The sequence below is a fragment of the Kitasatospora sp. NPDC004723 genome (assembly GCF_040609255.1).
Classification (GTDB): Bacteria; Actinomycetota; Actinomycetes; order Streptomycetales; family Streptomycetaceae; genus Kitasatospora.
Map to the genome: position 1 here is coordinate 13173 of NZ_JBEXJT010000034.1, position 10648 is coordinate 23820.

The 10648-nt window shown below is 70.6% G+C and carries 11 protein-coding genes; 4 read left to right on the forward strand and 7 right to left on the reverse strand.

The window, feature by feature from the left end; genetic code table 11:
• Positions 1-184 precede the first annotated feature (184 nt).
• Positions 185-802 (forward strand): hypothetical protein, encoded by a 618-nt coding sequence (locus tag ABZW10_RS26935; protein ID WP_355370413.1) that lies wholly within the window; start codon positions 185-187, stop codon positions 800-802.
• 90 nt (positions 803-892) lie between these two features.
• On the opposite strand, the gene ABZW10_RS26940 is transcribed toward ABZW10_RS26935, so the two are convergent.
• A complete protein-coding gene (locus ABZW10_RS26940) occupies positions 893-1981 on the reverse strand; it encodes an aminotransferase class V-fold PLP-dependent enzyme (RefSeq protein WP_355370416.1) in 1089 nt (362 codons plus the stop codon).
• A gap of 111 nt (positions 1982-2092) precedes the next feature.
• Here ABZW10_RS26940 and ABZW10_RS26945 point away from each other — a divergent pair, with 111 nt between their 5' ends.
• Positions 2093-3196: an amidohydrolase family protein gene (locus tag ABZW10_RS26945; RefSeq protein WP_355370419.1), complete on the forward strand. Its 1104-nt coding sequence runs from the start codon at positions 2093-2095 to the stop codon at positions 3194-3196.
• Positions 3197-3270: 74 nt separating this feature from the next.
• Entirely contained in the window at positions 3271-3948 is a 678-nt protein-coding gene (locus ABZW10_RS26950; RefSeq protein WP_355370422.1) for a uracil-DNA glycosylase, read from the forward strand.
• A gap of 320 nt (positions 3949-4268) precedes the next feature.
• On the opposite strand, the gene ddaH is transcribed toward ABZW10_RS26950, so the two are convergent.
• The 3 genes from ddaH to ABZW10_RS26965 form a co-directional block, all read right to left on the reverse strand.
• Positions 4269-5090, reverse strand: coding sequence for a dimethylargininase (ddaH, locus tag ABZW10_RS26955; RefSeq protein ID WP_355370528.1), 822 nt, complete (start codon positions 5088-5090; stop codon positions 4269-4271).
• A gap of 132 nt (positions 5091-5222) precedes the next feature.
• The gene (locus ABZW10_RS26960; RefSeq protein WP_355370424.1) at positions 5223-5435 is read right to left on the reverse strand and encodes an MbtH family protein; all 213 of its coding nucleotides are present in this window, start codon (positions 5433-5435) and stop codon (positions 5223-5225) included.
• Between the two features lie 93 nt (positions 5436-5528).
• Positions 5529-6299 (reverse strand): alpha/beta fold hydrolase, encoded by a 771-nt coding sequence (locus ABZW10_RS26965; RefSeq protein ID WP_355370427.1) that lies wholly within the window; start codon positions 6297-6299, stop codon positions 5529-5531.
• A 553-nt stretch (positions 6300-6852) separates the two neighbouring features.
• On the opposite strand from ABZW10_RS26965, the gene ABZW10_RS26970 reads away from it, so the two are divergent.
• The gene (locus ABZW10_RS26970; RefSeq protein ID WP_355370430.1) at positions 6853-7884 is read left to right on the forward strand and encodes a streptomycin biosynthesis protein; all 1032 of its coding nucleotides are present in this window, start codon (positions 6853-6855) and stop codon (positions 7882-7884) included.
• An 86-nt stretch (positions 7885-7970) separates the two neighbouring features.
• Here ABZW10_RS26970 and panD read toward each other — a convergent pair whose 3' ends face one another.
• The 3 genes from panD to ABZW10_RS26985 are packed head-to-tail and all read right to left on the reverse strand — an operon-like array spanning position 7971 to position 10427.
• Positions 7971-8378 carry an aspartate 1-decarboxylase gene (gene panD / locus ABZW10_RS26975; protein WP_355370432.1) on the reverse strand — a complete coding sequence of 136 codons (408 nt, stop codon included), beginning with the start codon at positions 8376-8378 and terminating at the stop codon, positions 7971-7973.
• A 32-nt stretch (positions 8379-8410) separates the two neighbouring features.
• Positions 8411-9082, reverse strand: coding sequence for an FMN-binding negative transcriptional regulator (locus tag ABZW10_RS26980; RefSeq protein ID WP_355370434.1), 672 nt, complete (start codon positions 9080-9082; stop codon positions 8411-8413).
• Positions 9069-10427 (reverse strand): SidA/IucD/PvdA family monooxygenase, encoded by a 1359-nt coding sequence (locus ABZW10_RS26985; RefSeq protein WP_355370436.1) that lies wholly within the window; start codon positions 10425-10427, stop codon positions 9069-9071. The genes ABZW10_RS26980 and ABZW10_RS26985 overlap by 14 nt, the downstream gene beginning before the upstream one ends.
• Between the last annotated feature and the right edge of the window lie 221 nt (positions 10428-10648).

Here is a 10648-nt window from a genome sequence, read left to right on the forward strand (position 1 = left end):
GGTCGTCTCCTCGGCGGCCCGGGGGCGTGGGGTCGAAGTTGTATAGCCAACTTCTCCGTCGCGCTGGAGCCTGCCGGGGGGCGGTGAGCCGTGGGTGCCGGGGGAGTGAACGATTCGGGAACAGTGCCGGGCCGAACGCCCGGAACCCCTTGCCGGGCAGGACCGGACCTGCTCGGATGTGCCGATGCTCGAACATGATCAACAGCCCGTCGAAGCGGCGGTCGACGTGCCGTCCGCGGACGCGCGGCCGGTGCGCCCCTCCCGCCGCCGGCTCTGGATCGGCCTCGCCGCCGCCGCGGTCGTCGGCTGCACCGCCTTCGGGGTGGCCTTCGCCGACAACTTCGCCGCCCTCGGCGCCTACGGCTACCGGCCGCCGGAGCAGTTCCAGGGCCTGCCGAAGGCCTCCGACGGCACTCGCGACAAGCAGTCCTGGCGGATCGGCGGCGGCTCCGGCGTCTCGGCCACCGGCTACCGCAGCTCGGACGACGCGCGGCTGGTCTTCGTGACCGTCGCGGAGATGCACATCTTCCTGCCCGCCTCGCAGCTCGACGACGCGATCGCCGCGCAGCGCCGGAGCGGCTACACCTACACCGACCTGCACGACGTCGACCCGGGCGAGCGCGGCGGCGTGATGAAGTGCGGCCTGGCCGGCTTCGAGGACGGCGAGCTGTCGGTGTGCACCTGGGCGGACGGCAGCATGTGGGCCGCCTTCGCGGAGGTCCTCGACGGCGCGACCGTCGACCCCGACGTGCTGGCCGGGCGCGCCCGTGAGTTCCGCGGCCTCGCCGAGGTACCGGCGTAGGGCCTGTCCGAGCCGAGGCCGGACGGCGGACCGCCCCGCCCGCTGCGGCGGTCGGGGCGGTCGGGGCGGTCGGGTGGCCGCCGAGGGACCTCAGACGGTCGCGTGCCAGGCCTGCTCGGCCGCGGTGAGGGCGGGGGCGGCGTCGGCGCCGGTCGCGGTGGCGAGGGCGGTGAGGGTGGCCCGGACGGTGTCGAGGGCGGCGGCGGTGCCGTAGTGGTTGACCCGCAGCATCTCGGCGGCCAGCACGCCGCCGCCGGCCTGGACCGGCAGCGAGGCGTCGAGCCGGCGCAGCTCGGCGGCGAGGGCGGTGGCGTCCAGGCCGGCCGGGGTGCGCAGGGTGGTGGCGACCGGCGCGGCGTGCGCGTCCTCGGGGACGAACGGGCTGAGCGTGCCGAGCGCCCGCACGCCCGCGCGGGTGGCGGCCGCGGCCGCCCGGTGGCGGGCGATGACGGCGGGCAGGCCGTCCGCCGCGATCCGGTCCAGGCAGGCGCCGAGCGCGAGCATCTCCAGCTGCGCGGGCGCGTGCGGCAGGACGGTGCGACCGGCGTCCGTCCAGCGCTCCTTCCAGTCCAGCAGCGAGAGGTAGGAACGGCGCGGGGCGGCCGGGTTGGCGGCGATCCGCTGCCAGGCCCGCTCGGAGACCGAGACGGCCGAGACGCCGGCCGGTCCGCCCATCGCCTTCTGCCCGCCGATCACGCACAGGTCGACGCCCCAGGCGTCGGTCAGCAGCGGCTCGGCGGCCACCGAGGCGACCGCGTCCACCATCAGCAGCGCGCCGTGCTCGCGCACCACGGCGCCGATCTCGGCGACCGGGTTGGTGTTGCCGGTGGCGGCCTCGGCGTGCACCAGCGAGACGAAGTCGATGGCCGGCTCGGCCGCCAGGGCCGCGGCGACCTGCTCGGCGGTCACCGCGCTGTCGAACGGCACGGCGAGGTCGACGACCTTCGCGCCGCAGTCGCGCAGCCAGTTGCCGAAGGTCTGGCCGTACGGGCCGGTGACGATGTTGAGCGCGGTCGAGCCCGGGTGCGCGGCGCCGCGGATGGCGGCCTCCAGCGGCAGCAGCGCCTCGCCCTGGGTGACGATCACGTCGGCGGTGGTGTGCAGCAGCGCGGCGACCTGGTCCTCGATCGCCGCGAAGTCGGCGGCGGTGAGCGGGGGCAGGTCGAGGAAGGGGCTCACGGTCTCTGGGCCTTTCGAGGGGGTGCGAGGGAGGGAGCGGCGGGTGGCCGGGAACGAGTCTGCCCCATCTTCGCCGCTTCCCGGGAACGGCGCCGTCGGTAGAGTGCGGCCATGAGCGATGGCGCGGTGCTGCACGTCCGGGGTCGGGTGCTGGTCGGTCCGGAGGACGTCCGGGACGAACTCTGGGTGGTGGACGGCCGGGTGACCTTCTCCCGTCCGGCCGCCGTGGGCGCCGCCGACCCGGACGTCCGGACGGTCCAGGGCTGGGTGCTGCCCGGCCTGGTGGACGCGCACTGCCACGTCGGCCTGGACGCGCACGGCGCCGTCGACGCCGCCACCAGCGAGAAGCAGGCGCTCACCGACCGCGACGCCGGCACCCTGCTGATCCGCGACGCCGGGTCCGCCGCCGACACCCGCTGGATCGACGACCGCGAGGACCTGCCCCGGATCGTCCGGGCCGGCCGGCACATCGCCCGCACCCGCCGCTACATCCGCAACTACGCGCACGAGATCGAGCCGGGCGACCTCGCCGCCTACGTGCGCGCCGAGGCCCGGCGGGGCGACGGCTGGGTCAAGCTGGTCGGCGACTGGATCGACCGCGACCGCGGCGACCTCGCCGCCTGCTGGCCGGGCGACGCGCTCGCCGAGGCGATCACGGCGGCGCACGAGGAGGGCGCGCGGGTCACCGCGCACTGCTTCGCCGCCGAGTCGCTGCCGGACCTGCTGGCCGCCGGCATCGACTGCGTCGAGCACGCCACCGGCCTGACCGAGGAGTTGATCCCGGTCTTCGCCGAGCGCGGGGTCGCGATCGTGCCGACCCTGGTCAACATCGCCACCTTCCCGCAGCTGGCGGCCGGCGGCGAGGGCAAGTTCCCGGCCTGGGCCGCCCACATGCGTCGGCTGCACGAGCGCCGCTACGACACGGTCGGCGCCGCGCACGACGCGGGCATCCCCGTCTACGTCGGGACGGACGCGGGCGGCTCGCTCGCCCACGGGCTGGTCGCGGAGGAGGTCGCCGAGCTGGTGAAGGCCGGCCTCACCCCCGCCGAGGCGCTGTCCGCGGCCACCTGGGGCGCGCGCGCCTGGCTGGGGCGCCCCGGCCTGGAGGAGGGCGCGCCGGCGGACTTCGTGGTGTACGCGCACGACCCGCGCGCCGATGTCCGGGTGCTGGCCGATCCGCGGCTGGTGGTGCTGCGCGGGCGCCCGGTGGCGTGAGCCGCAGTTCGAGGTGCCCCGGTGTGATCATCTCGGTGAACGGGCTGTCGGTGTAGGCCGATAGGGTTACGCCCATGGCACCGCGTCCACTGAACGAGATCGTCGAGCCCGGGTGGGCCACCGCGCTGGAGCCGGTGGCCGGGCGGGTCGCCGCGATGGGCGACTTCCTCCGCGCAGAACTGGCCGCCGGCCGCACCTATCTGCCCTCGGGCCCGAACGTGCTGCGCGCCTTCCAGCAGCCGTTCGCCGAGGTGCGGGTGCTGATCGTCGGCCAGGATCCCTACCCGACCCCCGGTCACGCCGTCGGCCTGAGCTTCTCGGTGGGGGCCGAGGTCCGGCCGATCCCGGCCAGTCTGATCAACATCTTCCAGGAGTACGGCAGCGACCTCGGCCTCCCGCAGCCGTCCAACGGCGACCTCACCCCGTGGACGCGGCAGGGCGTGCTGCTGCTGAACCGCGCCCTGACCACCGCCCCGCGCAAGCCCGCCGCGCACCGCGGCAAGGGCTGGGAGGAGGTCACCGAGCAGGCGATCCGTGCCCTGGCGACGCGCGGCGGCCCGCTGGTGGCGATCCTCTGGGGCCGCGACGCGCGCAATCTGCGGCCGCTGCTGGGCGAGATCCCGGCGATCGAGTCGGCGCACCCGAGCCCGTACTCGGCGAGCGGGGGCTTCTTCGGCTCGCGCCCGTTCAGCCGGGCCAACGAGCTGCTGGTGCGGCAGGGGGCGCAGCCGGTGGACTGGCGACTTCCTTGAGCGAGGCGGCACAGGTGTCGGAGCAGACCGGAACACTGCGGCCGCGACCAACTGGACAGCTGTCGGCCACTCCCACGTTCGGCTGACTCACTGCTGCCCGCTGCCGGCTGCCCGGGCCGAGCTCGCCGACACCCTGTGGCGGGAGTTGCAGCGCTCGGGGAGCGGGCGGCGGGACGGCCCGGCGGCTGAACTCCGGCACGACCTGGACGGGATCGGTGTTCCGCGCGCCGGGAAGGACCGCCGCGCCGGGCCGTTCGCGGAACCCGTCGAGGTCCCGCGAACGGCCCGGCCGCGCGACGCCCGGCCTGCGGTTGCGCCGTTCAGCCGCTGCGCAGCTCCAAGGTGCAGCACTTGACGCTGCCTCCGGCCTTGAGGAGCTCGGACAGGTCGACGCCGATCGGCTCGAACCCACGCTGCCTCAACTCGTCGATCAGGTGGACCGCCGACTGCGGCAGCAGGACGTGGCGGCCGTCGGAGAACGCGTTCAGGCCGAAGGCGAGAGCGTCCTCCTCGGTCGCCAGGATCGCGTCGGGGAACAGATTCCGGAGCACCCTGCGGCTGCTCTCCGAGAAGGCCTCCGGAAAGTACATCACCTCGTGGTCCGAGAGCACCGCCAGTGCGGTGTCCAGGTGGTAGAAGCGAGGGTCCACCAGGTTCAGGGAGATCACCGGGACCCCGAAGAAGTCCTGGGCCTCGTCGTGGGAACGGCGGTCGGTGCGGAATCCCGTACCCGCCAGCAGCGTGCGGCCGGCGAGCAGGAAGTCGCCTTCGCCCTCGTTGAGGTGCTCCGGCCAGCTGATCTCCCCGAAGCCGTGCTCCCGGAACCACGCGAGGTAGGCCGGGCCCTCGGCCGTGCGCTCGAAGCTGCGGAAGCGCGCACCCAACACCCGACCGTCCACCACGGTCGCGCCGTTGGCGGCGAACACCATGTCGGGCAGCCCGGGGAGCGGATCGATCATCTCCACGATGTGCCCGAGGTCGCGGTAGAGATCGCGGAGCCTCTCCCACTGGGCCACTGCCAGAGAACCGTCGGTGGGTTTCTCGGGGGCCATCCAGGGGTTGATGGAATAGGTGACGTCGAAGTGGCTGGGGGAGCACATCAAAAGGCGCCGCTGTGTTGCGGTGCGAGTGATCGACCCCATCGTTTCGGCGTACCCGGAACCGGTGCTGCCGGTACTCGGCGACACGGAAATCTCCTTGCGTTCGGCAGGCCTGCGGCCGGAGGTGAAGGAATTCACCTAAGCCTCCGGCCGATCGCATACGGAAGAATGGGTTCAGTCGTTCTTCATGGCGGCGATGAGGCTCTTCGGGCGCATGTCGGTCCAGGACCTCTCGGTGAATTCGAGGCACTCCTCGCGGCTGGCCTCGCCGAAGGCCGTGTCCCAGCCGGCCGGCACCTCGGCGAAGGCCGGCCAGAGCGAGTGCTGTCCCTCTTCGTTGACCAGGACGAAGTAGGTGGCGTTGGGGTCATCGAATGGGTTGGACATTGGATTCCTCTGTCTGGAAGGTGTTTGGTTTCGAGCGGGAGGTATTTCGGGCCGACCGGACCCGGATGGCCGACTGGCCGACTTCGGGCGGAGTCAGCGTCTGGCGATGGGATCGAGACGGGAGCGGATGTCATCGACGATAGCCCTGGGGTGGTCCAGGAGAAAGAAGTGGCCGCCCTCGAAGGGAAGCATGCGGAAACCGGAGTCCGTCACCTCGGCCCACGCCTCCACGGAATCGCGGCTCACCTCCGCGTCCCGTGTGCCGTAGTAGGCGGTGACCGGGGCGTTCAGTACGACGCCGGCCTTCGTCGCCGTGTACGCCTCGACCAGCCGGTAGTCGGCGCGGATCGTCGGCAGCACCAGCTCGCGCAGCTCCGCGTCCTCGAAGGCCTCCGCGTCGGTCCCTCCCAACTCGGTCAGTTCTTTCATGAGTTGGTGGTCGCTGGCGCCGGATAGCGGTCGAATGTGCTCTCGTCCGGGGCCCGAGCGGCCGGAGACGAAGAGCGCCGAGACAGCTGCGCCGTGCTCCGCCTGCAGGCGCAGTGCGACCTCGTAGGCGACCGAGGCGCCCATGCTGTGGCCGAAGAACGCCAGCGGTGCGTCGAGCAGGCGGACGCATTCACCCGCTATCTGCTCCACGAGCTCGTCCATCGTTTCGGCGAACGGCTCGAGGAACCGGTCCTCCCGGCCCGGGTAGCGGACCGCGAGGAGTTCCGTACCGGGCGGCACGAGCTGGCCCCAGGGGCGGAAGAAGCTCGCCAGTCCGCCGGCGTGGGGAAAGCAGATCAATCGCGTCTGCGGGTTCGGGCTATGTCGCACCTCCCGAAACCATCGGCCGACTCGCGTGTCATCCTGGCTGCGCATACCACTCTTCCTCAAATTGCACCGGGGCGCCGCTCCGGATCATTTCCGAACCGGTAGGTGGCCTGCTGTCGTCGAACGACCCGGAACGGGACGGGAGATGTTGCCGGAGCCGCCGGGAGCAGAGCCGTGCTCGAGATTCTGTGATCAGAAAATTCCGAGAACGAGACGATGGTCCAGAACCGGGGATCTGATTCGCAGTCAATCGAGGAAGCCTGCACCAGGGAATCAGATCAGGATGATCAGGACTTCGACGATGCTTCCATGCGTCTCCTGCGGGTGTCAACGGTCCCGCTGCCGTGCCCGGCGGCTCCTGGCGGAACATCCCCCCGTCGGTCGTGTCCGGACAAGGGTCCGCCCGCCCGGTCGCGGCCCGGCGTTCCGGAGGCGCCCGCCGATCGCTGTAAGTGCCTGTTCCAGCCGAAAAGTTGACATACGGTCAGAATCACGCCGGACGTTTCAGCGTGTGCGTAGGATGGAAGGCGGATCTCCATGGCAAGACAAGGCTTTGAACCTGAGGTGAGGGGTCGTTCAGGTGACGGGGGAAGCGGTATCCATGATGAATCCTCTTGATGAGACACGTCTGGGAACTTTGAGCAGCGAGGCTGGAGAGCCCAGGTCACTCCCCGGGCTCCGCACCGGGACACTGCCCGTCAGTTCCCTTCTGCCCGGAGATTCTCCGAGGCTCCTCGGACCGGACGAGCGGCATGTCGAAACGCTCGCGCAGGTCGGTGATCCGCTGCCGCCGATCCTCGTCCACTGGCCGTCGATGAAGGTCATCGACGGCCAGCACCGCCTGCTCGCGGCCCGGATGCGCGGTGACCAGGACATCGAGGTGTGTCTGTTCGACGGCGACGCGGAGGCTGCCTTCGTCCTCGCCGTGAAGGCCAACAGTGCGCACGGCCTGCCGTTGACGCAGGCGGACCGAACCGCCGCGGTGGGCCGCATCCTCAAGGCGCATCCCTACTGGTCCGACCGCGCGATCGCGGCCACTGTCGGGCTCTCCGCGGTCACGGTGAGCGGGATCCGGCAGCGCGAGTCCGGCGGGTCCTCGGCGGAGGCGCGGATCGGCCGGGACGGCAAGGTGCGACCACTCAGCTCGGCCGAGGGGCGCCGGCTGGCCGGAAAGCTGATAGCCGAGCAACCCGGAGCCTCTCTGCGGGAGATCGCCAAGGTCGCAGGCATCGCTCCGGCCACCGTGCGGGACGTCCGCGACCGGATGCGGCGTGGCCAGGACCCGGTCCCTCCGAGGCAGCGGGCGACGGAGAGGATTCCGAAGCCGCGGACGGAGTGGACGGCGCCGAGGCAGCGCACCGTGGAAGCACTACCGGGAGGGCGGGGGCACGGTACGGCCACCCGGCCCACGGACATCGTGGAGAGGCTCCGTCGTGACCCGTCGCTCCGCTTCAACGAGGCCCGCCGCTCGCTGTTGCGCTGGCTCGGTGCGCAGGCGACCAGTAGCGAGCAGCTGAACGACCTCGTGCGGCAGGTGCCACCCCATGCGGCGAACGCCGTGGCGCAGTTCGCCCGCGCCTGCGCGCAGGGCTGGAACTCGTTCGCGGACGAGCTCGAGCGCTGGCCGGACTGAGACCGGTGGCTGTTCAACTGTTCGGATCGGACAGTTGAACAGCCTCGCCGCCCCGGCTCCACGCGAGCCGGGGCGGCGCCGTCCCTCTAGTGGGCTCCGGACACCAGGCCATGGCCCGGCGGCACGGCGGCCGGATCGGTGCCGGCCTCCAGGACACGGTTGGCTTCGTCGACGAAGACGACGCTGGGCCGCAGCTTGCGGGCCTCGGCGTCGTCGACCGTCGCGTAGGAGATGAGGATCACCAGGTCGCCCTCGTGGACGAGCCGGGCCGCGGCGCCGTTGATCCCGATGATCCCGCTGCCGCGCGGCCCGGTGATGACGTAGGTCTCCAGACGGGCGCCGTTGTTGATGTCCACGATGTGTACGAGTTCGCCCGCGACCAGGTCCGCGGCCTCCATCAGATCCTCGTCGACCGTCACCGAGCCCACGTAGTGCAGGTTGCACTGGGTCACGGTGGCTCGATGGATCTTCGACTTCAGCATGGTGCGCTGCATTGTTGGTCCTCTCATGTCACACGGTGGCGGCGTTACGGCGCGAGGTCACCGGACGCGCCGGACGCCGCCCGCTCGATCATGGCGGCGAGTTCGTGCCGGCGGTTCCCGGTGCTCCGGCGGAAGTCGTGGACCACCTTCGCCACGGTCTCCCGCGGCTGCTCCTGGCTGAGCTTGAACATGCTGTCGACGTTCTGGACCTCGATCTCGAACCCGCGGATTCCGGGCAGGAGGCGCTCGAAGTAGTCGAGGGACCCGGTCATGTCCCACCCGGTGCCGACCTCCCGCTCGAAGGCGCGCACGGTGGCACGCACGATCTTCCTCAGGGCGTCGGGATCCTCGATCACCTGCAGCGTGCCGTGCACGTGAACGGAGGTGAAGTCCCAGGTCGGAGCTGCGGGCACCTGCTCGTAGACCGTGGGCGAGACATAGGAGTCGGGCCCCTGGAAGACGAGCAGGGCGTGCTCGGCCTCCGACAGCGCCTTCCAGTGGGGATTGAGCAGGTTCATGTGTCCGAGGATCCGCCGGCCGACGAGGTCCTCCCCGGGTGCCTGGGCACCGTCCAGCTCCTCGGCGAGGAGCACGGGAACGTGTGTGGCCCAGGGGTGCTGGGGGCCGTTGGTGACCAGGAGGGCCAGGGGATTGGAGCGGATCAGTTCGCGGGTCCAGGACGGGTCTTGTGGCCGGTACTGCTCAGGAACGTACATCGCTGAAGCCCTTCGACATCCTTCGTTCGGTCAGCTCGGGATCCGTGTCCGGGGAGCGCCCGGCCACGGAGAGGACGATCTCGCCGGCCCTGACGGCTGTGGTCGACAGCAGCGAGGACGACAGGCCGTGTGTGTGTTCAGTGCCGCCCTGCAGGTAGATCCCGCATTCCACCGAGCCCTCGGTCACGACCTGGTGGTCGCGCTGGACGTGCAGGAGACCGGAGGAGTCCCGCTTGCAGAGGGAGGCCGCCGGGCCGAGCACCGCGAGCGGATCCATCGGCCGGTAGCCGGTCGCGAAGACCACCAGATCGGTGTCGAGGTCGGTTTCCTCCCCGGTGGGCAGGTGCTCCAGCCGGAGCCGGACCCGGTCGGGTTCGGAAACGACCTGCTTCACTTCCGTCATGTGGCGGATGTGCAGGCGCGGAACACCGCGGACGGACTCCCGGTAGACCCGGCCGAAAAGGTCGTCGATGACCTCCGGGTCGACCACCGAGTAGTTCGTGTTCGCGTGGTAGTGGAAGAACTTCTGCTGCACGTGCGGGGGTGCGGAGAAGAATTCGTCGACGGCTTCCGGGTCGAAGACGCGGTTGGCGAAGGGCGAGTCGTCGGCGGGGCTGTAGCCGTAGCGCGAGAAGACCGCGTGGACATCGGCGCGGGGGAATCTGTCGTGCAGGTGTCCGGCTATCTCCGCGGCGCTCTGGCCGGCGCCGATGACCGTACACACCGACGGGTCCGAGGGGAGCGCCGCCAGCCGGTTCAGAAATTCCGAGCTGTGCCAGAGGCGTTCCGTGCCCTCCAGCCCGAGCGGCAGGGTGGGAACGATGCCGCTGGCGATCACCAGGTTGCGGGTCCGCTGCACGATCACCGTGTCCGGGTCGTCGCCGTCGCGCGAGACCACGTCCAGGAAGACGATCCTGCCGCCCTCCTCGACAGGGCGGACCTCGACCACCTCGGCACCGTAGCGGACGAGCTCCTCGAACTGCGCGGCCACCCATTCCAGATAGTCGTGGAACTCGATGCGCAGTGGGAAGAGCGTCTTGTGGTTGATGAACTGAACCAGTCGACCGCGCTGGTGAAGGTACATCAGGAAGGTGTACCGGCTCTGCGGGTTCCGCATGGTGGCCAGATCCTTGAGGAAGCTGACCTGCATCGTCGCCTCGTCGAGCAGCATGCCCTTGTGCCATCCGAAGGCCTGCTTGCGTTCGATGAACCCGGCGCGCAGAGGGGAGTCCGGGGTGGCCGCGTTGTGCTCGTCGACCGCCACGGCCAAGGCCAGATTGGAGGGCCCGAAACCCACTCCCAGAATGTCGAAAACTGGACCGCTGTACGTCGTCTTCGGTTGCATTTGGTGTTCTTATCCCGTTCCTGGGCGCTACCGTGCGCGGAATAAATCCAGGGTTCCCTTGTTGGGAAGATATCTCCGCACACGTTCGGGGTGGACGTCAAGGAGGGCTCCCCGGCTATCGGCGGGTCTGTACAGTTGCCCGGATTCTTACAGTTGCCCGGCCCTTACGGTTGAACAGGGCTTCTTGACAGGGTTCTGGCCGCTGGTGAGGATCACCGAGT

Bases quoted from the DNA above. Each gene is read 5' to 3' on its own strand.
- ABZW10_RS26935 (WP_355370413.1), top strand. From the start codon at position 185: ATGCTCGAACATGATCAACAGCCCGTCGAAGCGGCGGTCGACGTGCCG.
- ABZW10_RS26945 (WP_355370419.1), top strand. From the start codon at position 2,093: ATGAGCGATGGCGCGGTGCTGCACGTCCGGGGTCGGGTGCTGGTCGGT.
- ABZW10_RS26950 (WP_355370422.1), top strand. From the start codon at position 3,271: ATGGCACCGCGTCCACTGAACGAGATCGTCGAGCCCGGGTGGGCCACC.
- ddaH (WP_355370528.1), bottom strand. From the start codon at position 5,090: ATGGGGTCGATCACTCGCACCGCAACACAGCGGCGCCTTTTGATGTGC.
- ABZW10_RS26960 (WP_355370424.1), bottom strand. From the start codon at position 5,435: ATGTCCAACCCATTCGATGACCCCAACGCCACCTACTTCGTCCTGGTC.
- ABZW10_RS26965 (WP_355370427.1), bottom strand. From the start codon at position 6,299: ATGCGCAGCCAGGATGACACGCGAGTCGGCCGATGGTTTCGGGAGGTG.
- ABZW10_RS26970 (WP_355370430.1), top strand. From the start codon at position 6,853: ATGATGAATCCTCTTGATGAGACACGTCTGGGAACTTTGAGCAGCGAG.
- panD (WP_355370432.1), bottom strand. From the start codon at position 8,378: ATGCAGCGCACCATGCTGAAGTCGAAGATCCATCGAGCCACCGTGACC.
- ABZW10_RS26980 (WP_355370434.1), bottom strand. From the start codon at position 9,082: ATGTACGTTCCTGAGCAGTACCGGCCACAAGACCCGTCCTGGACCCGC.
- ABZW10_RS26985 (WP_355370436.1), bottom strand. From the start codon at position 10,427: ATGCAACCGAAGACGACGTACAGCGGTCCAGTTTTCGACATTCTGGGA.